The organism is Nocardioides sp., from assembly GCF_004803405.1.
GTDB lineage: Bacteria > Actinomycetota > Actinomycetes > Propionibacteriales > Nocardioidaceae > Nocardioides > Nocardioides vastitatis.
Map to the genome: position 1 here is coordinate 74,276 of NZ_SSXI01000089.1, position 22,649 is coordinate 96,924.

Annotated in this window: 16 protein-coding genes; 10 read left to right on the plus strand and 6 right to left on the minus strand. The window is 69.4% G+C overall.

Translation table 11 applies throughout. The annotated features are described in order from the left end of the window. Positions 1-169: 169 nt before the first annotated feature. The 7 genes from mobF to E7Z54_RS06495 all read left to right on the plus strand — a co-directional run bounded on the left by mobF (position 170) and on the right by E7Z54_RS06495 (position 9,764). Complete coding sequence (gene mobF / locus E7Z54_RS06465; protein WP_136432179.1) at positions 170-6,106, plus strand: MobF family relaxase; 5,937 nt, start codon at positions 170-172, stop codon at positions 6,104-6,106. 150 nt (positions 6,107-6,256) lie between these two features. Further along, entirely contained in the window at positions 6,257-6,460 is a 204-nt protein-coding gene (locus tag E7Z54_RS06470) for a hypothetical protein (RefSeq protein WP_136432180.1), read from the plus strand. Positions 6,461-6,485: 25 nt separating this feature from the next. Further along, a complete protein-coding gene (locus E7Z54_RS06475; RefSeq protein ID WP_136432181.1) occupies positions 6,486-6,734 on the plus strand; it encodes a hypothetical protein in 249 nt (82 codons plus the stop codon). Further along, positions 6,695-7,498 (plus strand): ABC transporter permease, encoded by an 804-nt coding sequence (locus tag E7Z54_RS06480; RefSeq protein WP_136432182.1) that lies wholly within the window; start codon positions 6,695-6,697, stop codon positions 7,496-7,498. The genes E7Z54_RS06475 and E7Z54_RS06480 overlap by 40 nt, the downstream gene beginning before the upstream one ends. 85 nt (positions 7,499-7,583) lie before the next feature. After that, complete coding sequence (locus E7Z54_RS06485) at positions 7,584-8,987, plus strand: FAD-binding oxidoreductase (RefSeq protein ID WP_136432183.1); 1,404 nt, start codon at positions 7,584-7,586, stop codon at positions 8,985-8,987. Between the two features lie 38 nt (positions 8,988-9,025). Then, a complete protein-coding gene (locus E7Z54_RS06490) occupies positions 9,026-9,481 on the plus strand; it encodes a VOC family protein (protein WP_136432184.1) in 456 nt (151 codons plus the stop codon). Between the two features lie 79 nt (positions 9,482-9,560). Beyond that, on the plus strand, positions 9,561-9,764 hold the full coding sequence (locus E7Z54_RS06495) for a hypothetical protein (RefSeq protein WP_136432185.1): 204 nt from the start codon (positions 9,561-9,563) through the stop codon (positions 9,762-9,764). Positions 9,765-9,869: 105 nt separating this feature from the next. On the opposite strand, the gene E7Z54_RS06500 is transcribed toward E7Z54_RS06495, so the two are convergent. The 5 genes from E7Z54_RS06500 to E7Z54_RS06520 all read right to left on the minus strand — a co-directional run bounded on the left by E7Z54_RS06500 (position 9,870) and on the right by E7Z54_RS06520 (position 16,201). Next, positions 9,870-10,568, minus strand: coding sequence for a hypothetical protein (locus E7Z54_RS06500; RefSeq protein ID WP_240769548.1), 699 nt, complete (start codon positions 10,566-10,568; stop codon positions 9,870-9,872). Then, positions 10,565-12,055: a type IV secretory system conjugative DNA transfer family protein gene (locus E7Z54_RS06505; RefSeq protein WP_136432186.1), complete on the minus strand. Its 1,491-nt coding sequence runs from the start codon at positions 12,053-12,055 to the stop codon at positions 10,565-10,567. Before E7Z54_RS06505 ends, E7Z54_RS06500 begins: the two co-directional genes overlap by 4 nt. Further along, entirely contained in the window at positions 12,052-12,678 is a 627-nt protein-coding gene (locus E7Z54_RS06510; protein ID WP_136432187.1) for a hypothetical protein, read from the minus strand. The genes E7Z54_RS06505 and E7Z54_RS06510 overlap by 4 nt, the downstream gene beginning before the upstream one ends. Before the next feature lie 76 nt (positions 12,679-12,754). Beyond that, positions 12,755-15,892 (minus strand): peptidoglycan DD-metalloendopeptidase family protein, encoded by a 3,138-nt coding sequence (locus E7Z54_RS06515; protein ID WP_136432188.1) that lies wholly within the window; start codon positions 15,890-15,892, stop codon positions 12,755-12,757. Between the two features lie 21 nt (positions 15,893-15,913). Further along, entirely contained in the window at positions 15,914-16,201 is a 288-nt protein-coding gene (locus E7Z54_RS06520; protein ID WP_136432189.1) for a hypothetical protein, read from the minus strand. 500 nt (positions 16,202-16,701) lie between these two features. Between E7Z54_RS06520 and E7Z54_RS06525 the strand changes: the two genes are divergently transcribed. Together E7Z54_RS06525 and E7Z54_RS06530 are read left to right on the plus strand one after the other, a co-directional pair. After that, positions 16,702-18,138 carry an FAD-binding oxidoreductase gene (locus E7Z54_RS06525; RefSeq protein ID WP_136432190.1) on the plus strand — a complete coding sequence of 479 codons (1,437 nt, stop codon included), beginning with the start codon at positions 16,702-16,704 and terminating at the stop codon, positions 18,136-18,138. 609 nt (positions 18,139-18,747) lie between these two features. Then, the gene (locus E7Z54_RS06530) at positions 18,748-19,080 is read left to right on the plus strand and encodes a hypothetical protein (protein WP_136432191.1); all 333 of its coding nucleotides are present in this window, start codon (positions 18,748-18,750) and stop codon (positions 19,078-19,080) included. A gap of 127 nt (positions 19,081-19,207) precedes the next feature. Here E7Z54_RS06530 and E7Z54_RS06535 read toward each other — a convergent pair whose 3' ends face one another. Further along, positions 19,208-19,888 carry a winged helix-turn-helix transcriptional regulator gene (locus E7Z54_RS06535; RefSeq protein WP_136432192.1) on the minus strand — a complete coding sequence of 227 codons (681 nt, stop codon included), beginning with the start codon at positions 19,886-19,888 and terminating at the stop codon, positions 19,208-19,210. 113 nt (positions 19,889-20,001) lie between these two features. Between E7Z54_RS06535 and E7Z54_RS06540 the strand changes: the two genes are divergently transcribed. Next, on the plus strand, positions 20,002-21,339 hold the full coding sequence (locus E7Z54_RS06540; RefSeq protein WP_240769549.1) for an FAD-binding oxidoreductase: 1,338 nt from the start codon (positions 20,002-20,004) through the stop codon (positions 21,337-21,339). Positions 21,340-22,649 lie beyond the last annotated feature (1,310 nt).

Consider the following 22,649-nt stretch of genomic DNA (forward strand, 5'->3'; position numbering starts at 1 on the left):
TGAAGCGTTCGCACCGCATCCACCTGCGCTTGAGGCTACTCCCGAACCCGCGTCCGAGGACGCTGGACATAGAGGCCCATTCTCGGTTCGCCGAATAGAAAGAACTGAGTAGAAATCTGGCCGAAAGTGATCGCCTGCCGCGCGCGTGCGCACGTAGGTGACCGTGACGATGAGCCTCCACAAGCTGACGGCGGGGTCGGGGTACGACTACCTGACCCGCCAGGTCGCTGCGATGGACGCCACCGACAAGGGCCACAGAGGCCTGGCGAGCTACTACACCGAGAAGGGCGAGACCCCCGGCGTGTGGGTCGGCTGGGGCATGGAGGGCATCGAGGGACTCGATGCCGGCGACGTCGTCACCGTCGACCACATGCAGAGCCTGTTCGGCTCCGGGCACCACCCGCTGGCCACCCAGCGGACCAAGGAGCTGGACCTGCGGATCGGCCGCGACGAGGCCGAGCGGCCGACCGATGCGGACTACAAGACCGCGGTCCGGCTCGGCACCCCGTACAAGGTCTACGACAACGACATCAGCCCGTTCCGGATCGAGGTCGCCAAGCGATTCTGTGAATGGAATGAGGCCGCTGGGCACCCCGGCGACTACCCCGTCCCCGCCGCAGAGCGCGCCAGAATCCGTACCGAGGTGGGCCGTGAGTTCTTCCGCGCCGAGCACGGCCGCGACCCGGCCGACGCCCGTGAGCTGGCGGCCACGATCGCCAAGCACTCCCGCCCGAAGACCAACGCGGTAGCCGGCTACGACCTGACCTTCTCCCCGGTCAAGAGCGTCTCGGTGCTGTGGGCGATCTCCGACCCGAAGACCGCCGCAGTGATCGAACGCTGCCACCAGGCGGCGATCAAGGACGCGCTGGACTTCATCGAGTCCAAGGCACTGTTCACCCGCCGGGGCACCAACGGCGTCCGCCAGGTCGACGTCCGCGGCCTGGTCGCCACGGCGTTCACCCACCGCGACTCCCGCGCCGGCGACCCTGACCTGCACACCCACGTCGCCGTGGCGAACAAGGTCCAGACCCTCGACGGCAAGTGGCTGGCCATCGACGGCCGACCGCTGCACAAGGCGGTCGTCTCAGCCTCGGAGACCTACAACACCGCGCTCGAGCGGCACCTGGTCGACGCCCTCGGCGTCCGGTTCGAGGAGCGCCCGAACGAGGACGCCCGCAAGCGGCCGGTGCGTGAGATCGTCGGCGTCGACCCCGAGCTGAACCGCCGGTTCTCCAAGCGCCGAATCAACGTCGAGGACCGCCGCAAGGTCCTCGCGGCGGCGTTCCAGGCCACCCACGGCCGTCCCCCGACCCCGGTCGAGACCATCCAGCTGTCCCAGCAGGCGACGCTGGAGACTCGCGAGTCCAAGCACGAGCCCCGCTCGCTGGCCGAGCAGCGCGAGGCCTGGAACCGCGAGGCGGTCGAGGTGCTCGGCACCCCGCAGCGGGTCAAGCAGATGGTGCACGGCGCCCTCAACCCGAAGGGCGCGGCCCGCTCCCTGGCCGACTCGGCCTGGTTCGCCAAGACCACCGACCGCATCGTGGCCACGATGGAAGGCGGCCGGAGCACGTGGCAGTACTGGCACGTCTACGCCGAGGCCCAGCGGCAGGTCCGGGCCGCCAACGTGCCCACCAACCAGGTCTCCCAGGTGGTCGACCTGCTGGTCAGCGAGGTCCTCGACGGCCACTCGGTGAGCATGGCCCGCCCCTGGGACACCATCAGCGAGCCGGTCCAGCTGCGCCGCACAGACGGGTCCTCGGTCTACACCCAGGCCGGGGCCGACCTGTTCACCTCGAGCAAGGTAGTGGCCGCCGAACAGCGCCTGGTCGACGCCGCCGGCCGCCATGACGGGTATGCCGTCGAGGCGTCCTCGGTCGACCTGGCGCTGCTGGAGTCGACCGCCAACGGCATCACCCTCAACGCCGGACAGGCCACGCTGGTGCGGGAGATGGCCACTTCCGGCGCCCGGCTCCAGCTGGCGATCGCCCCCGCCGGATCGGGCAAGACCACCGCGATGCGAGCCCTGGCCAGCGCGTGGAGCGACGGCGGCGGCACCATCATCGGCATCGCTCCCTCGGCGGCAGCCGCGGACGCCCTGCGCTCCCAGATCGACACCCAGACCGACACCCTGGCCAAGCTCACGCACTCCCTCGAGCAGGCCCGGCAGACGGGTGCCGCGATGCCGGACTGGGTGGCCGGCATCGACTCCTCGACGCTCGTCGTCATCGACGAGGCGGGCATGGCCGACACCCTCTCCCTGGACGCCGCGGTCTCCTACATCCTCGAGCGCGGCGGCAGCGTCCGCCTGATCGGTGACGACCAGCAGCTGGCCGCGATCGGCGCCGGCGGCGTGCTGCGCGACATCCGCGCCACCCACGGCGCGCTCCAGCTGACCGAGCTGGTCCGGTTCAAGGACCCCGCCGAGGGCGCCGCGTCGCTGGCCCTGCGCGAGGGCAAGAGCGAGGCGCTCGGCTTCTACCTCGACCGCGACCGGGTCCACGTCGGCGACCTGGCCACCATGACCGAGGAGGTCTTCGCCGCCTGGCAGGCCGACCGGGCCGCCGGCCTGGACTCGATCATGCTCGCCCCGACCCGCGACCTGGTCAGCGAGCTGAACCAGCAGGCCCGCGCCCACCGCCTCGCCCAGCAGCACGAGATCGACCCGGCCGACCCCAACCATCGGGCCAGCAGTGGCCCGGTGCGGCGGCTCGCCGACGGCAACGAGGCGTCGATCGGCGAGCTGATCATCACCCGCGAGAACGACCGCCGGCTGCGTACCTCGGCCACCGACTGGGTCAAGAACGGCGACCGCTGGACCGTCCTGGAGATCCACGACGGCGGCGACCTGACCGTCCAGCACACCCAGCACGGCCGCACCGTGCGACTGCCGAGCGACTATGTCGCCAAGGCCACCGAGCTCGGCTACGCGTGCACCGTGCACACCGCCCAGGGCGTCACCGCCGACACGATGCACGGCCTGGCCACCGGCACCGAGTCGCGCCAGCAGCTCTACACGATGATGACCCGCGGCGCGCACGCCAACCACGTCTACCTCGAGGTCGTCGGCGACGGCGACCCGCACTCGGTAATCCACCCGACCCTGGTCCGGCCGCTCACCCCCACCGACATCCTCGAGTCGATGCTGGCCCGCGACGACGCCCAGCGCTCCGCGACCAGCCTGATCCGCGAGCGGGCCGACCCGGCCACCCGGCTCGGCGAGGCCTCCCAGCGCTACCTCGACAGCCTCTACGTCGCAGCCGAGGACCTGCTGCACCACGAGACCACGACCGGCGTCGACGGCACCACGGTCAACATGGTCGACGCGCTGGACACCACCGTCGAGACACTGACTCCCGGGCTGTCCGATGAGGCCGCCTGGCCCACCCTGCGCGCCCACCTGCTGCTGCTCGGCGCGGCCGGCGAGAACCCCGTCGAAGCGCTCCGGGCCGCCGCCTGTGACCGGGAGCTGGAGAGCGCACGCGACCGGGCCGCGGTCCTGGACTGGCGCCTCGACGCCTCCGGGCTGCGCAACGCGGGCGCCGGCCCGCTCCCGTGGATGCCCGGGATCCCGGCACGTCTGGCCGAGGACCCGCACTGGGGTGCCTACCTCTCCCAGCGGGCGCACCTGGTCGAGCAGCTCGCCGAGCAGGTCCACACCCGCGCCGCCGAGCAGTCCTCGCTGCCGGTGTGGGCGCAGAACGGCATCCGCCCCGAGGCCGCCACGGTGGCCGACGTCGAGGTCTGGCGCGCAGCCATGCAGGTCCCCGCCGACGACCGGCGCCCGACCGGCGCACCGCAGCTCCAGAAGGCGTCGGCGACGTGGCAGCGGCGCCTCAACCGGGCCGTCACCGGTGACCACACGCCGGCGCTCAAGGAATGGCGTCAGCTGCTCTACTCGCTCGCCCCGCAGGTCCGCGACGACGAGTTCACCCCGCTCCTGGCCGAGCGGCTGGCCGCGATGTCTCGCGCCGGCGTCACGGCTCACGAGCTGCTGCGCACCGCCGCCGCACCCGATCACCCGGCGGGCGCGCTGCCCGACGAGCTCGCCGCGGCCGCGCTCTGGTGGCGCATGGCCCGCCTCCTCACACCCGCGGTCGCCGCCCAGATCGGCGACGGCTCCCACGGCGAGAGCGTCACCACCGACTGGGCGCCGCGGCTCGCGGACCTGTTCGGTCCCGAGCGGGCCGCGAGCATCCAGGCCAGCACCTGGTGGCCGGCGCTGGTCTCCAACGTCGACCACGGCCTACAGCGTGGCTGGCAGGTCGAGGCCCTGTTGGGCGCCGGCCGCGCGCTGCCGAGCGATGGCTGGGAGGGCGTCGACGAGTGCCAGGCACTGGTCTGGCGGACCTCGTTCGCACTCGAGACCGCTCCCGACGAGCACGCGCACGAGTACGACCTCGAGGAGCCGCCCGCGGACCTGTGGGAGGGCATCGAGCCCGACCAGGCGATGTTCGTCGACCAGTCCGACGACATCCCGTGGCCGCTTGCTGAGGACCCCGACACGGACCTCGAGCCCCCCGTCGACCTGGGCGACGAGCACCAGGTCGACGCGCTCGAGGAGGACGTGGTCGGTGCGAACGACGTGGTCGACGAGGACCAGTACATCGAGAGTGACCTCACGCTGGCCGCCTACATCCGCGACCTCGGCGGCACCCGGCTGGAGCCCACCGACGCCGATATCCGGCTCATGTACCAGCGCGCCGACGAGTGGCACTCCTCCCCCGTCACGCGTGAGCGCATGGTCGAGATCAACGAGCTCACGCAGACCTTCTTCGAGTCCCGGTTCACCGACTCGTGCGGCCGCGACTACCTCACCGGCCGGTTCGGCGTCGACCTCGCCGGCGACGAGCGGTTCCGCCCCGGTCATGCTCCGGCCGGGTGGACCAACCTGGTCGACCACCTCCGCGGCCGCGGCATCAGCGACGCCGAGATGATCGCCACCGGAGTCGCTGTAGAGACCCGGACCGGCCGCCTCATCGACCGGTTCCGCGACCGCGTGGTGTTCCCGGTGATCCACCAGGGCGAGGTGCTCGGCTTCGTCGGCCGCCGCCGCCCCGACCTCACCGACGACGACAAGGCCGGACCGAAGTACCTCAACACCGCCGACACCCCGCTGTTCCACAAGGGCGCGCTGCTGTTCGGTGTCGTCGACGAGATGCTCGCCGAGGGCGCCGTCCCGGTGATCGTCGAGGGCCCGATGGACGCGGTCGCCGTCACGATCTCCAGCGCCGGCCTCTACCTCGGCGTGGCCCCGCTCGGCACGTCCCTGACCGATGAGCAGGCCGCGCAGCTGGCCGCCGTCGGCCGCGACCCGATCGTGGCCACCGATGCCGACCTGGCCGGCCAGGTCGCGGCCGAGCGCGACTTCTGGATGCTCACCCCGCACGGCCTGGACCCCGGCTACGCCCGGTTCCCCGACGGACTCGACCCCGCCGACCTGCTCGCTCAGCGCGGCCCGGCCGCGCTCACCGCCGCGGTGGCCACCGGCCAGCCCGCATTCCGGTCCCTGGGCGACCACCTCCTCACCGAACGCCTCGACAACCTCGGCGCCGAGCAGGCGCGGGTGGCCGCCATGCGGGTTATCTCGGCCCGTCCCAGCCCGGCCTGGGAGCCAGGCGTCGACCAAGTGCGCGCACGGCTGCAGCTCTCCCAGAGGCAGGCCCACCGGGACCTGCGCGACGCGGTCAAGACATGGGATGCCGACCCGCGGAAGGCTGCACTGGCCGAGCTGCACAAGAGCAGCGAGGTCCGAGCCCGACTCTCGGCCGCAGCCGACAAAGCGCCCGCCGAGCGATGGGCGCCGCTGGCCCGCGAGCTCGACCCGCGCCTGCTCGAGCAGAGCGACTGGCCGGCCACCGCAGCGATGCTGCAGCAGGCCCACGAGCACGGTCACGACGTCGGCGCCGCCACCCGCGCGATCGTCGCCGAGAAGCCCTTGGACGACAGCCCCGCCCGCGACCTGCGCTTCCGGATCGTCTCCCGCCTGGAGATCCCGATCGACACCGACGAGAGCACCCCGGCGCCGACCACGTCGCAGGGAGCAGCGCGCGACCGGCAGGACGTCAACCGCCCGCGGTCGCCATGGCGCGGCACTCCGCGACGCTGACTGGCCGGACTGTCCGGCTTCCGTCAGTAGCCCTGGAGCGGGTCTGCGACCACCTGGTGGTGCTGGTCGACTCGCGGGTGCAGGTCGTCGGCGAGATCGACGAGCTGCTGGCGACGCATCACCGGGCTCACCGGCGCCCGGCGCGACCCGGTGAACCTTCCCCCTGAGCACCACGTGATCTCGGCCAGCCACACCGACCGGCAGACCAGCCTCCCCGTGCGGAGCGACGGCCCGGTGCTCGACCCCTCGTGGAGTGTCGCCGAGCTCAACCTGGAAGACCTCGTCCTCGCCTACATGAGCGGTTCGAAGACCGTCGATCGCAGCCGCCGCGCCGCACTCGAGGTACTGCCGTGATCTGGCTGACCTGGCGGCAGTTCCGGTGCCGGCCCTCGTGGTGTACCCCGCCCTGCTCGCGCTCGCGCTGACACTCGCGCTCACCGGCGGCGGACTCGCCGATGCCTACCGCGACAGCGCGGCAACGTTCCTCGACCAGATCGGCGCCGACCGGTTCGACCGGACCCTCTATGTGGTCGGCGTGCTGACCATCTACGCCGTGCCGGGCGTGATCGGCGCCTTCTGGGGAGCGCGATGGTCGCCCGCGAACTCGAGGCCGGCACCCACCGGCTGATCTGGACGCAGAGCATCACCCGACTGCGCTGGCTGACCACGAAGCTCGGCCTCGGCATGCTCGGAACCATGGCGGCCGGCGCCCTCGTCAGCCTCGCCATGACCTGGTGGGCGCGTCCGATCGACGAGGCGGTCGCCGCCGGTCACGAGACCAACGGCTCGATCTTCGAGCTGGCCCGGATCGTGCCGGAGATGCTCGGCTCCCGTGGGATCGCACCGATCGGCTATGCCGCCTTCGCGTTCGCGCTCGGTGTCGCCGCATGCGCGGTACTGCGGCGTACCGTCCCGGCGATCGCGGTCACGCTGGTCGTCTACGTGCTGATCCAAATCGTGCTGCCCAACTGGGTGCGGCCCGCGCTGGCGGAACCCGAGCGGGAGACGGTCGCCTTCTCGGCCGACAACCTGATCGCGATCGTGGGTGAGGGACCGGACAAACCGATCGACAGGTTGGAGATCTCGATCGCCGGCGCTGGTTCGTGGCTGCTCTCCTCCGAGACGGTGGACGCGAGCGGCGAGATCGCCACCTCGCTGCCGTCGTGGGTCGTCGAATGCCTGCCTGCTCGGCCCGGGACGGAAACGGCCGAGCCGGACACCGCCGTGCAGGCCTGCTTCGACCTGCTCGCCGACGAGGGCTATCGACAGGAGGTCACCAGCCATCCCGCCGGCAACTACTGGCCGCTGCAGTGGCGGGAGACCGGCGTGATGCTGCTGGGCGCGCTGGCCCTGTCCGCACTGGCGTTCTGGCGGGTGAAGCGGCTCTCCTGACCTGGCCCTGGACGATGCCCTTGACCATTGCCGCCGCGCCGAGGCCGTGGGACTCTGAAGGGCGGGGGACCCAGGAGGTCTGGTGATGAGCTCACTGACCAGCGACACCGAGCTGGACGCGGCGGCCGTCGACGAGCTGCGCGCGAGCTTCCGGGGCGAGCTGGTCCGCCCGGCGGACGCGGGCTACGACCAGCACCGCAAGGTGTGGAACGGCTCGATCGATCGCCGTCCCGGGCTGATCGCGCGGTGTGCGGGCGTCGCAGACGTGCGCGCCGCGGTCCGGTTCGCCCGCGAGCGGGAGCTGCTGGTGGCGGTGCGTGGCGGTGGGCACAGCTTTCCGGGCCTCTCGGTGTGCGACGACGGCATGCTGATCGACCTGGGGCCGATGAAGGGGATCCGGGTCGACCCCGACGCGGGCACGGCTCGGGTGCAGGCGGGCACGCTGCTCGGTGAGCTGGACCACGAGACGCAGGAGTTCGGCCTCGCCGTACCGTCCGGCATCGTCACCCACACCGGCGTCGCCGGCCTCACCCTGGGCGGCGGGCTCGGCTGGATCCAGCGCAAGCACGGCCTCACGATCGACCACCTCCAGTCCGTCGACGTCGTCACCGCCGACGGCGAGTTCGTGACCGCCAGCGAGGACCACAACGCCGACCTCTTCTGGGGTGTCCGGGGCGGTGGCGGCAATTTCGGCATCGTCACCGACTTCGAGTTCCGCTTGGTGCCGATCGGTCCGTACGTCGTGGCGGGGCCGGTCTTCTGGCCGATGAAGGACGCGCCGGAGGTGCTCCGCTTCTACCGCGACTGGATCGCCGACTGCCCCGACGAGCTGATGACGATCGTCGTACAGCGACGGGTCCCGAACCTCCCGGTCATCCCACCGGAGCTTGTGGGCCAGCACGTCGTAGCCATCACCGCGTGCTACGCGGGACCGGTCGAAGACGGCGAGCGGGTCGTGCAGCCGCTCAAGAACTTCGGGACGCCGGTGCTCGACCTGTGCCAACCGAAGCCCTACCTCACCCACCAGCAGACGTTCGACGCATCCTTCCCCCATGGCTGGCACTACTACTTCCGGGCCTGCGACGTCGCGGCGCTCGACGACGAGGTGATCGACGTCGTCGCCGAGCACGGCAGCCGGATCGTCTCGCCGATCACCAGCATCGCCCTGTGGCAGATGGGAGGCGCCATCGCCCGGGCCGAAGAGTCGGCGACCGCGTTCAACGGTCGCCAGGCCGGCTTCACCTTCAACATCAACGGCAACAGCATGACGGCGGACGGCTTCGAGGCCGAGCGCCAGTGGGCCCGCGACTACTGGACCGCACTCGAGCCACACCACACGAGTGTGTATGTGAACTTCCTGATGGAGGAGGGGGAGGAGCGGGTCCGGCAGGCCTACGGGGCCGACAAGTACGACCGCCTGAAGACGCTCAAGCGGGCCTATGACCCGACCAACTTCTTCCGGCTGAACCAGAACATCACACCCGCCTGACAGGATGCCGACTCGATCGGCAACCACGAGGAGGAACGATGAGCCAGGCCGAGCAGCGGGTGCTCCAGATGCGACTGGTCGTGGAGGCTGCGGACTACGAGCAGGCGGTCGCGTTCTACCGCGACGTGCTCGGCGCACCGGAGGAGCTCGCCGTCGACGGGCCGGACGGCGAACGCGTGACCATCCTGCAGATGGGTCGGGCCACTCTCGAGCTCTCCAACCCGGCGCAGGTCGCGATGATCGACGAGATCGAGGTGGGCCGGCGGGTGGCGCCCCGGCTCCGGGTCGCCTTCGAGGTGGCGGACGCCGACGGGGTGACCCAGGAGCTGGTGTCCGGGGGTGCCGAGCTGATCGCGCCTCCGACCGTCACGCCCTGGAACTCCCTCAACTCCCGGCTCGAGGCGCCCGCGGCGCTGCAGATCTCCCTCTTCGAGGAGCTGGCGCCGGCCACCACCGACACGCGTCACCCAGCGACGGTGCCGGTCGAATTCTGACTGAATGCGTGGGGGACGGCCGTTTCGTCAAAGTTCCACGCGTCGGCTTCGTCCATGTCTGCTGCCTCTCCACAACATCGTGCGCCGGCGTCTTCGACGCGACAGCACGGTCCTCGGCCGCGCGGCCGCGGGCGGCAGTCGCCGGCTCCTCGAGGTCCTCGCGGTCCTCGCTCGGCTCCACCAGCTGGCGGTGCTCCTCGGCGCTGGGGACGCCGTAACGACGCTCAGCCATCGCCTCGACCTGCGCCACGGCGTTCCATATTCGCCGGAGCCGTGGGAGTAGCAGGCGTTGAGGTGCTCGCGCGCGTGGCCGAGCTCCTTCTTGCTCGAGTGCGGGTGCTCGCCGATGGCCTCCGAACGCTCCCTTCATCTGGCATCGTTGCCTCTGTCACTCCCTCGGTCCCTTCTCAGTTCGGGTGCGCGGCTGCGCACCGAGCGGGTCGTCCTTGATCTCGCCGGTGCCCAGGTCGACCTCGACCAGGCGCGGTCGACCGACCGGTTCGGGCTGCCCATAGGCCCGTCGGTTGGCGGGCAGCGCGTCGATGTCGTGGGCGACGGCGTTGTCACGCCGCTGGGTGCTGGCCTCGCCCAGGTGTTCGTTGTGTCGCGGCTTCGCCGGCCAGCTCTTGTGCTCGTCGTCGCAGTGGGCCCGTAGCCGGTTGCGCATGCGGTCGGTGAAGGCGGGCAGGGAGTAGCGGTGCCACTCCTCGAGCGCGTCGCTGGTCATCGCCAGCCCGGCGCGGCGGCGCTGGTCGGTCAGCACCGCGATCTCGTGGACCAGGTGCGGGTGCAGGGGCCAGCAGCTGGGGATGAGTCCGGAGATGTCCCAGGTGTACTCGCGGTTGAGCCAGATCACGACGTCCTCGAGCCACTCCCACAGCTGGTGCCGCAGCTCGGGGTCCAGGCACGTGGCTGGTTCCCAGGGCCGTGGCAGCAGGGCGTGGTGGCCCAGGGCCTTCTTCTGCTCCTCGGTGCCGTTGATGGCGATGTGGAGCTCGCGGTAGGCCAGCCGGACCTGTTCCCCGGGCACGGGGAACGGGAACACCATCGGGCTGGGCGCGGCCCGTCGGGCCTGTTCGGTCGTCACAGCTCACTCCTGGTCGGTTCGATCTCGTCGTCGGCGAAGCCGAGGCGGCGCGCCTCGACGACGGCGGCGGTCGCCCGGGCCTCGGCGGTGATGACCATGCGGCGGTCGGTGGTGAGCCGAGCACGCAGCGCCCGCTGGTCGGCCAGCAGCCGCTCGCCGGCCTTGCCCTCCACGCATCGGTGCAGCTTGGCGATGATCGGCTTGCCGTTCTCCGCGATCACCAGGGCCCGCCGCTCGGGCAGTTGGCGGACCTCCTCGGGCCGCATGATGGGGATGTCGTCGCCGGAGAAGTTGCGGCTACCGCCGTTGAACCCGCCGGTGGAGTGGGTGACGCGGCCGATGCGGACGGTTCCGAGCAGGTCCGAGATCTCCTGGTTGAACGCGACGTCCTTGGACCCGCCGAACATCACCAGGGTGTTGGTGAGCCCGAGCAGTGCCCGGGCCTCGTGCTCGCCGAAGATGCTGGTCAGCTGAGGACGGGTCTGGGCGGCCCAGATGAACGACAGGCCCAGCGCGCGCTCGTTGGCCATCCGGGTGCGCAGAGTCGGCAGCGGTGCGGTCGAGGGCAGCTCGTCGAGCACCGAGACCAGGGGCGGGCACAGCCGGCCTCCCCACGGCGAGGAGTTGGCCAGCAGCAGCCCGGTGTCCAGCACGTGCTCGGCCACCGCGGTCATCAGCGGGCTGGCCGAGGCGTAGGGGTCTTCGCGGCCCAGGAGGTAGATGCTGCCGCGTCGACGGATCACGTCGGCCAGGTCGGTCGCCGGGTGCCCGTGGCTGGGCACGCAGCGGCGGCGGATGTCGGCCTGAAAGAACAGGGACACCGCCTGCTGCACCGTGGTGATCGTGTTGCCGGCGGTGCGGTCGTCGCCGTTGAGCGCCCCGTGCAACAGGCCGTGCCAGAACGGCTCGGCCTGCGGGTGGCGGCGCAGGATCTCCATCGGCTGGGTGGCCGCGGTCGGGTTCGCGACCCACTGCAAGACGTCCTCGAGGGTCTTGCCGGTCAGGGCCGCGGCGTGGAAGTAGCCCTGCAGCACCTTCGCCGACTCCGCGGCGTAGAACCGGGCAGCATCGTCCCCGGTGCCGCCGGTGATCGCACCCTTGACGGTGCCGGCGGTGAATGCCTTGGCTCGCCGCTCGGCGACCTTGGGGTCCACACAGCCGGCGATCGGGTCCCAGATCAGCTCGTCGACCCCATGACCCCAGATGCCCTCGGCCAGGCCGAACGGGTCGAGCACCACGCACGGCCGGTCGTCGCAGGAGCGTTCGGTGAGGCTGAGCAGCAGGTCCTCGACCTTCGTCAGGGTGACCAGGGCAGCGCCCGGGGCACTGAGCAGCGCCGGGGTGAGCAGGTCGAGGGTCTTGCCGGAGCCCTGGGGGCCGATCACCCCGGCGGTGCGGTCCCACGGCACCCACAGCTCGCCGCCACGCGGCTCGTGCGCGTCCCCGATGCGCCAGCCCACGTCCCACGGGTTGAACCTCAGCTTCATCGCTCCTCCCTCACTGATCCGTGCGTCCGGCGGCCGTTCAGGAGCCACGGGCTGAGCCCGTGGCCGAGCTGCGGACCGGGTTGTTCGGTGAGGTCGCCGGCGGTGCGCTGAACGGGCGCCGCCGTGGCGGCGGCGTGCTTGCCGTAGAGGTCGGGCCGGACGATGCCGGCGACCTTGCGCAGCCGAGTGACGCCCAGGATCTTCTCGGCCTCTGCGGCGGTGGCCATGCCGCGCATGCGTCCCGGGCCCCAGCGCTGGTAGGCCCACACGCCGACCCAGATCGTGGCGGTCAGCAGCGCGACCTCGGTCATCGCGAGGCTGACCCACACCAGGCCACGCCCAGCCAGGCCGTCCGCTGTCGGTGTGGGCAGGCCGGCGTCAGCGTGCCCGCCCACCACGCCGGGAAGACTGGTCCAGAAGGCGGTGCCAATCGGTGAGGGGAACGCGCCGGCGCTGGCCCCGGCATTCGTGGTGGGCCAGGTCCAGCCGGCGCCGGCAAGTAGGTTCGCGACGGAGCGGCCGACCTGGATGCCGATGACGATGACGAACAGGGCCGCCAGGGTCACGGCTACAGGGATCTCCCAGGTCCAGAGGTAGGGGTCGCGTCGTCGCTCTCGCTGCATTGGATTCCACCTCCTGGAGTCGTGGGTGGTCGAAGTTCTGGTTGGTCACCTATGTGTTGGGAGGGCCCGGCAGCGATCACACAGAGCGACTCGGGTTCGAGGCGTTTTCAGCCAGCCAGGTCGAGGGGTCGACGTTGTCGGGTCCGTAGATGGAGCCGTTCTCAAGGTGGACCTCGAAGTGAAGGTGGCACCCGGAGCCGTTTCCCTCCCTGCCGACCTGGCCGATCGGCTCGCCGGCGGCGACGGTCTGGCCGCGGCTGACGGTGACGTTCTGCATGTGCGCGTACCAGGTGGTCAGAGAGCCGGCGCCGGTGGTGACCTTGACCAGCTGCGGGCCCGCCCAGCCCTGGCTGGTGTCGATCTCGATGGTGCCGGGGTGGGCGGCGTAGACGGTCGTGCCGCACGGGACGGAGAAGTCGGTTCCGGTGTGCCAGTTGGTCCAGTAGGGGCCGGTGTCGTGCCAGTTCTTCCGGTCCGTTCCGATGTACTCCGCCGGCACCGGGTAGACCACCTCGTCGCAGGACGCGCCCTCGAGGCCGACCGGGGAGACCTGAGCGTCGGGGAGCACGTTGATGTGCGGGTGGTCGAGGTGGTTCGCGGTGGCCGAGGCTCGGTCCTCCATTCGTCGCCAGCCCTCGTCGGCCCGCGCGACCGACCAGATGCGCTGGTACCAGATGATGTAGTCGATGGCGAGTTCCTTCGCGTGCGCCTGGGCGTACGCCACGAGCGCGTCCCCCTGGGCCTTGCCGGCGGGAGTCAGCGGGACCATGAAGTCGGCCGCCAGGCCGGCGGGGTGGCCGTGGGGGTCGGTGGCGCTCTCGCGGTAGCCGCCGACGGTCTTGATGTCGAACATCGGGCCGAGGATGTTGACCAGCTGCGTCAGTTGCGGCTTGACCGGGCCGAGGTTGTAGTTGGTCTCGGTCGCGACCGCGCAGCCCGCGCTGCTGCCGGCGGTGGTGGCGGTCACGAGTGGGTGGTCAGCGATCTTGTTGGCTTGGGTGCTGTTGTCGACCTCGGCGCTGGCCCAGGTGAGGTTGGCGCCGTAGATGTGGTCGATCGGTGCGTCCTGCTTGGGCTTCTTGCAGGGCTCCGCTGGTCCGCCGAAGGCGTTGCTCAGTTCGGGTGTGAGGACGCAGTGTGAGGAGTTGTTGCCGTCCTTGCCGTCGTTGAAGTCGCCCAGGATCATCGCCGGGGTGCCGGTGCCGGCGAGGTCGGTCATGGTGGCCAGCTGGCGGCGCAGCGCCTCCTTGCGGTGCCCAGCGGCGTTCCCCTGGGTGTTGGCGGGGTTGTGGATGCTCCAGACCCAGATGACCTGCCCGGCGTTGAGGCTGTCGGCCGCACCCGTCAGCTGGACGACCGGCATCCCGATGTCCTTGCCGTTGAAGTACGGGATCTGGACGAGGCGTGAGTCGGTCATCTCCCAGCTGCCGCGGTCCCAGATCACCCTGTTCTGGGTGTTGCCCGTGGCCGGGTACATGCCCCACTTGGCCGAATAGCGGTCAGCCAGGGCCTTGGCCTGGGGGCCGTGGACCTCCTGGAGGCCGGCGATGGTGACGCCGGCGTTCTCGATCGCGCTGAGTGCCCCGGGCAGCCGCTTGTCCCAGGTGGCGTACCCGGCCTTCTCGTTGCCGCCGCCCGCCTGGTTGTCGGTGTGGCCGGCGCCCAGGATGTTCAAGGTCCCGACGGTGATCGGGTTGACGGTGTCCTCGCAGTTGCTCGCGTTCGAGACCGCGCCGTCGACGTCTGGCAGGTCGGGTAGGTCGCCGCCGAGGAGGTCCGTGATGTCGCCGGCCACGTCGTCCCACTGGGCGTAGGCGTCGGGGAAGCCGGAGCGCTGCACGGCCTGGGCCGCCTGCGTGAGCGGCATGTCCTGCCAGCCGGGGATGTCGAGCAGGCCGGGGTTGCTGGTGTGCTGGGCCTTGCCGAAGAAGGCACGCGCGGCGAGCACTGGGTTGGTGACCTCAGCACGGCTCCCCCAGCCGGTCGAGGGACGCTGCTGGAACAGGCCGCCGGAGTCGCGGTCGCCGCCGGTGAGGTTGACCAGCTTGGACTCCTGGATCGCGGTGGCGATCGCGATCTGCAGCCCGTAGCGGGGAACCTGGAGATCGCGGGCGACCTGGGCGATGGTGATCGCGTTGCGGGCCTGCTCGGTGGTCAGGGTCGGGTAGTTGGAGGCGAACCGCAGCTGCATCAGCTGGGCGAGCACGTCGCCGGACGGGGGCTCGGCCGACGTCCTTGTGGTGTGGGCGGCGCTCACCACACCTTCGCTGGTGGCCGCAGCCGTTGGGGTGCTCTCGGGGCCGGCGCCGTTCATGGCGATGCGGGCGGCGATCCAGTGGTGGTCGGAGACCATCGTCCCGTCCCAGCCGCCCTCGAGCCGCACGCCCTGATGCTGGGGGAAGAAGATGAAGTCGACCCCGTGGTGCTGCCACTCGTAGCCGGCGGCCTTCATCTTGGCGGCCGCCGCCCACGGTAGGTCGGTGTAAGCGGCGTGGGTGTTCATGTCGCCGCCGATGAGCACCGGGCCGTGGGTGGCCAAGGAGTTTTGCAGCTGCAGCAGGATGTCCATGCCGGCGCCGTACTGCTGGGACCTGGTCAGCGGCGGGTCGCCGTGCTGACGGGGGTACTTGTGCGGGTTGATCATGTGGTGGGTCGAGATCACCGACACCACAGCGCCGTCAGCACGCTCGAGGATCACCCAGGTGGCGAACCGGTCCCAAGTCACCGGCTTGCCCTTGTAGAAGCCGTGGTCGTCCTCCACGATCGTGACCCGGCCGCCGTTGGCCTTGGACCAGATGTCGCGCTTCCAGAGCACGACGTTGCCCATCGAGTTGTTGTCGCCGGTGTGCTTCTGCACCCGGAACGCTCCGTAACCGGGGGCGGCTGCCTCGATCTGCGCCAAACTCCAGGCCCTGGCCTCGTTGAGGGTGACGAAGTCAGGGTCTTTGGAGAGGACCTTGGGCATCGAGGCGCGGAAGCCGTTGAGGCCGGATCGGCGCGGGATGTTCGCGTGCGCCAGGGTGATCTTGCCCTTGACCGGTTCGCCCACGGGGCCGTCGATGACGCCGAGCTCGGTGGGCGCGGGGCTCTGGCTGCTCGGGGTGCGGCACTCGGCGGCCGCGGTCGTGGTCATGACCACCATCAGGGTCACGACGAACGGCAGGGCCATGAAGACCATCAGGACCGGCAGTCCGGCGAGGAGTAGCTTCTTCACGACAGGTCAGTCCCGAGCGTCTCAGCCGGCAATCTCTAGGAACTCAGGTTCGATCGGACGTCCAAGCGCTCCGACCTGCGTTTGTGCATCTACGACCTCTTCGGACTCAGCGTCGAAGGCGCCACCCGCTACATGAAGACCGTCGAGCACCCCGACCTGAGGAACGAGAACCAGCCTGGCACCCGGCCATGACCGTGTCCTTACGTACCGCGCGGCGCGGGTCGAGAGTTGTCGCAGCATCTTCACGCCACGGATCAGCAACCGCGGCGCGCACGATTCGGACACTCTGGCGCTGCTGACGTTGGTCACGGGCCGCAGCGTGGCAGCTCAGCGACCCCGCATCCGTCCCCCCGAACCGTCGAATGGCGGGGGGACGTGACGCCCCGCGCCGCGTTTACGCAGGTCAGGCAGCGTCCCCCCGAAACTTCAAGGAGATTCCAGAGCCGGTCGCTCGAGTGGTGGAGGAGAAGTTCCGTAAGCGGATCGGCTTGCGGGACGGAATACACCTGAGCGCCCCGCGCAGGGCGGGCCGCGCTGGACAGTCCTAAGCGGCGGTGTGACGCATTCCGCAGCCAGCTGACGGGTTGGCGGAGCGCGGCCAATGGCGGCGCATCTACGTGTCACGTCTCGCGTGTCGGTGGCGCCTGGAGACTGACCCCATATCGACGGGCGGACTCCATGTCACGTCGCTGCGGGAAGTGCGAGAAGCCCGTCCCGGAGTACCCCAAAAAGGCGATTCCCTGCGGCGGACCTGGGTCTAGCGTGATGGGTTGGGTGGGTCACCTCTCAACGAGTGAAGGGGCAGCTAGATGACGGTGACGGTGAGGACGCTGAAGGGTTCAGAGGCGAAGATCAGCGACGGGAGCCTCGACGAGTTCCGTATGACTGTCAGGGGTGATGTGTTTACTCCCCACGATCCCGGATATGAGGACGTCCGTTCGCCGTACAACGCGATGCATCCGGGTACACCTGCACTGGTCGTGCGCCCCACAGGCACCGCCGATGTGATCGGTGCGGTCAACTTCGCGCGCGAGAACGGACTCCTCGTCGCTGTTCGCGGGGGCGGCCATTCGGTAGCAGGACTCTCAAGCGTGGACGGTGGCCTGCTTCTCGACCTTGCCCGGATGAACGGCGTTGACGTCGATCCCGAGGCTCGGACGGTGCGTGTCCAGGGTGGCGCGCTGGTCGGCGACATGGACCACGAGACCCAGGCCTTTGGGCTCGTCGCTCCGTGCGGCGTGGTATCCGACACCGGCGTGGCCGGGCTCACGCTCGGCGGTGGAGAGGGCTGGGTTCGCCGTAAGCACGGGCTGTCGGTCGACAACCTGTTGTCCGCCCAGGTGGTGTGCGCCGACGGTCAGGTGCGGACGGCGTCGGCGGATTCGAACCCCGATCTGTTCTGGGCCATCCGCGGGGGTGGCGGCAATTTCGGCGTAGTGACCTCATTTACGTTCCAGTGTCACCGGGTGGGTCCGATCGTGGCGTTCGCCGGTGTGTTCCATCCTGTGGAGGACGCAGAGAACGTGTATCGACAGTTCCGCGACTGGGCCAGGAAAGCGCCCGACGAGATCTCGGCGCTCATCGGATGCACGACGCTGCCGGCGAGCGAGCACACACCTCCGGAGATCCACAACAAGCCGTTCATCGTCACAGGCGCCGTCTACTCCGGGGATCCTGAGGAGGGTATGAAAGTCATCCAGCCCCTCCGCGACATCGGGAATCCGCTCGCCGACATCTCGGGTCCCCTCCCCTTCGTCGCCGTCCAGGCCGCTTTCGATGAGTTCTTCCAGCGCGGAACGCTTCGCAGCTACTGGAAGTCCACGTTCGTCGACGAGCTCACCGACCCGATCCTCGACATCATCGTGGACAAGGCCCGCAACCGTCCCCATGAACGGGTCTTCGTGGTGACGTTCTTCATGGGCGGTGCGATCAACCGCGTGGCGGTCGACGACACCGCTTACAGTGAGCGATCAGCCAACTGGATGGTGTCCATCGATGGCAACTGGACCGACGCCAGCGACGACGACCAGGTGATCTCCTGGGTGCGAGGTGCCTGGGGTGAGGTGCACGAACACGGAACAGGGTCGCTGTACCTGAACTTCACTGGGGTTGCCGATGAAGCAGTCACCGTGGGCGTCGAGAGCGCCTTCGACAAGGCGAATCTGCAGCGCCTCGAAGATATCAAGGGGCACTATGACCCTGACAACTTCTTCCGCCTGAACAACAACATCCCCCCGGCTTCGTAGATCGGCCGGCATGACGTCGAGGATCGCGTCGTCGATCTGCTGCGTGAGCCGATAGCGCGCGGTTCGGCGAGCAGGCAATCCGTCACGAGTTGCCGCGCCTCCGCGGGTCGCGAGTGTGTCCGGCCCTCGGGGTCAGCCGTCGAGGGCCTACGAAGCAAGACACGGGATCTCGATCATCCTGGGTGAACGACAAACTGCTCATCTACAAGCGCGCGCCCCACGCCGGAGCGTGCCAAGGCACCCTCGCCATGGAAACGGCGTCTCGGCGGTCTTCGTTCGATCGTCTTGGGCCCAGGTCATTCTGGGCTACGACGCGGCTCCGCATGCGACCCGGTGATCAGTGGCTCAGTCGACGTCGGGAGACGCGACCCGTCCCACAGCACGAACCCCTGGCGGGAGGAGGTGCCGCCGACCGCCATCGTCCTCGGGCACATCGCCGTCGTCCCACATGGGATGGGCCTACGGTTCGATCATGTACCCGCCGCCCGACGGGCAGGACCTCACCGAACAGCAGGCTCTGGAACTCGACGACACGTCCTCGCTTCGGACCCCTTCCAGTACTTCAGCTCGCGCATTGCCTCGCTACTGACATGGCACGAGAGCGCTCCCGTGTCGGACGCGCCCTTGCCGGAGCCGGAGCCCGGCAGCATCCGCGCCGACTTCAACCAGTACCTGCAGCGCCCCGCCGCCGACGGTCCGTTCAAGGACCTCGACGTGCATGCGCAAGTCGCCGCTGACGCGTTCGCGGTGCGCCACCACGCCGCCGAAGTCATCTCACGGCTCGCGTGCGCCCGCCTTGCCCCTTCGACGGGCGCCGCCGTGCCGTGTCTGTGCGCGAAGAAGTCGCGGCGGGCCCGACACAATCACCGAGGTCATCCAGCGCCTGAATGCAAGTACCCGGCAGACGGATCCGGGCGAGCGGATGCTCTGCGCGCTGGTTGAACCCGGAAGACTCGAGACTGCCCGCAGCAGCCCTGAGATCGTCGACACCTGCAACGTCTTCGTCGAGTGGCTCGTAGCCGAGGAGCAACAAGGTCGGCCACTTCCAGCTTCTGCGTCAGGGTCACCTCTACCGGTGGGTGACCGGCTGCACGTGGGCGAAGTGGCTCAGCTGGTTCCAGGTGGGGAACGCTCGAGCGAGCGAGCTGGGGCCGTCGACCCTGATCCGGCCGGCTCGTACGGCCTCGCGCCAGTCGACCCGGCCCATGTGCCACTTCACGAACCAGGCCGAGTCGGCCGTGACAACGAGGGCTTCGTCATCACCTGGCGGCTTCAAGCACACCTCGCCGGCGCCGTCCTCAAGCAGCAGCCAGAAGCGATTCTTCCGCTCGAGGTCCGTGAAGTCGAAGCGTACGATCGTGCGCTGCTTGGGTAGCGCCTCGGTGTTCAGGCTGTTGCACATCGACCACAGCGCTACGTACGGGTCGAGGTGCTCCGGTGCCACCTCAAGCCATCGCGCACCCCACACGCCGAGCGCCTCGCAAACGTTCCAGAAGTCCTTGCCCGCCTCGGTCGGCTCGTAGGTCCAGCCGCGTCCGACCGGATTCTCATATCGGTCGATGATGCCGAATCGCTCCAGCTCCTCGAGGCGTCGGGTGAGCAGCGACTTGGGGATACCCGGGGCGCCGCGCTCGATCTGGGTGAAGGTGTGGCAGCCGAGCAAGATGTTGCGCAGGATCACCGGCATCCAGCGTTCGGCGACGATTTCGGACGCGCGCACGATCGGGCAGTACTGGTTGTAGCGCTTCACGCCAGCAGTTTCGCACTCCCCCGTGGTCATCGCGGTCCAAATCTTGGACTAGAAATCACGGTGGCCGAGGGTGGTCAATGGGTGGCATGGAGATCCCCGGATTCCGCGGCCGCGTGCTCACCAGCAGCGACGCGGCCTTCGATGATGCGCGCAGGATCTGGAACGGTGCCATCGATCGCAAGCCAGCGTTGATCGCACAATGCACCGAGGCGGCAGATGTCATCGCCGCCGTTCGACACGCCCGGCAGCACGAGCTGCTGGTGTCCGTCCGCGGTGGGGGGCACGGCGTGGCCGGCCATGCGATGAACGACGGCGGCATCGTGGTCGATCTTTCGCAAATGCGCGGCGTTCGCGTGGATCCTGAGTCGAGGACGGCGGTCGGCGAGCCTGGCTTGCTATGGGGAGACTTCGACCAGGCGACGCAGGCAGTCGGACTGGCGACGACCGGGGGGATCGTCACCCACACCGGCATCGCCGGGCTTACCCTCGGCGGCGGGATCGGCTGGTTGATGCGAGCGTACGGAACCACCGCGGACAACCTGATCGCCGCCGACGTAGTCACCGCGGACGGCACCCTAGTGCACGCGAGCGAGCAGGACGACCCAGAGCTGCTGTGGGGGCTGCGCGGGGGAGGCGGCAACTTCGGGGTCGTGACCCGCTTCTCGTACCGGCTGCACCAGCTCGGCCCGAACGTCCTCGCCGGTCCGGTCGTATGGCCCATGGAGGATGCTCCGGAGGTGATGCGCTTCTACCGCGAGTTCTGCGCGAGCGCGCCCAACCAGCTCACGACCATCACGCAGTACCGCACGTTGCCGGCCTTCCCGATCTTCCCGGCGCGGTTCCACGGCCGGAAGGTGCTGCAGATCGGCTCGGTCTGGGCCGGCGACATCGCCGAGGGACAGCGCATCCTCGCGCCGCTGCGCGGCTTCGGCAAGCCGCTGTTCGACCTGGTCGCGCCTAAGCCGTACGTCGCCAACCAGAGCGCCAACGACAAGGCTGTGCCGCACGGATGGCATTACTACTGGAAGTCCACAGACCTGCCGGACCTCGACGACGAGATGATCGACATCATCACCGAACACTCGTTACGAATGCGGTCCCCCAGGTCGTACTCCATCCTCTTCCAACTCGGCGGCGCCGTCGCCAGTGCCGGGGAGGATGACACCGCATACTCGCATCGTGCGGCGTCGTTCAACCTCAACATCAACGGGGTCTGGCTGCCGGACGAGGACCGTGGGGCTGAGGAGTCGGCCTGGACCAGGGGACTCTTCGACGCACTCCAGCCCTTCCACTACGGCGTGTATGTCAACTTCCTCATGGACGAAGGCCCCGAGCGAGTGCGGCAGGCCTACGGGGAGGCCAAGCATCGCCGGCTGGTTGCCCTCAAGGACCTGCTCGACCCGGACAACGTATTCCGCCTGAACCAGAACATCGCACCGTCGGCTGTTTAGGCGCGCGGACCGGTCGTTGCGAGCGCGTGTACGCCGTTGAAGGACCTCACCAGCCCCGCGAGTTGGCCAATTTGCGGCCCGAAGGTCCGACACTGGTCTCGACACTGTCTGGGGTCGCGTCCTTCACGGCGCGGACTCTGGTCGGCCGGTGCCCCCACAGCCGCCCATCCGCCTGGGCCGGGAACGAGCTTTGAACCAGGTCGTTACGCCGTAAGAACGCGGACTGGACGGCGTCGAGGAACTCCTCGACTGCGTGTCCTGCGTGGTCCGGCAGCGTTCGGGAGAGGGCGCGGGCGGCCCCTGACCTGACTGCTGATTGGTTCGTGGGTGGACACTCCCCTTGCCGGGCGTTCGCCAGGGTGTGGCGCAGTGTCGTGACCTGGGCTTCGAGGACTGCGCACACACACGACTCAACCGACGGGTGCCGTAGAACTCGTCGGGGTGGACGCCGAGAATGGCGGCGGGCAGTCGGTAGTCGTCGACGTCGGCCATGGCTCCACCGTCGCGGTCGGGGCCATGGGCGTGCCGGCAATTCGTTGTTCCCGGCCTCGGCTCAGACGGGGCATCGGTGGGCAGTCATTCCGCGGATGCATCGCACCTCCGTGACGCCGCGACGGTGCCTGCCGAACTTTGATCGGCTGTTTCGTCAAAGTTCCCCGCGTCGGGTTCGTTAATCTCTGCTGCATCTCGACAAGTGTTGTCGAGATGCAGCGAACTTTGAAAATTCCTACGGCTTGTTAGTGGAGTTACGTCAACCGCGGAGGCGCATCCGCGCAGGTCTGCACGGAGCTGCGTCGTTTCGTGGTCTCACGGTGTGACGTTGACGCGGAGTCCGTCTGTGATCGCGAACCGAGCTCGGCCGGGACGCACGTCTGCGTGACACTCCAGGCGCTCGGGCCCCTGGCCGATGCTCGCGGGCAAGATTCCCGCAGGCGGATCCCTCACGGGACGCGCTCAACGTCCGACAGAAGAGTGCGATTTGCGACGAGCGCATGGTAGCCGGGCCCGCGTCACTCGCCGGTATGACCACCGAAACGTGCCCTGCCCGACGTGATTCGCACCGTCAGCGGACGTCAGGCGAATTGGCTGCGGCCGACTACGTCGCATGGCGCCGGCCCCCGGGACAGACCACCGCTTCGACTCGGGGGTCAGCCGGATCCCGGTCGGTGGGACTCGCCGCGAGGGAGGCGTCGAGCACGCCCTCGGCCGCCCGCACCCGGTCAGGGGCCGCAGCGATGACGGTGCGCAGGCCTCGGTCCTCGACAGCTTCGGCGACCGGCCGGCCGGCACACTCGCCGCTCGCCGGCCGA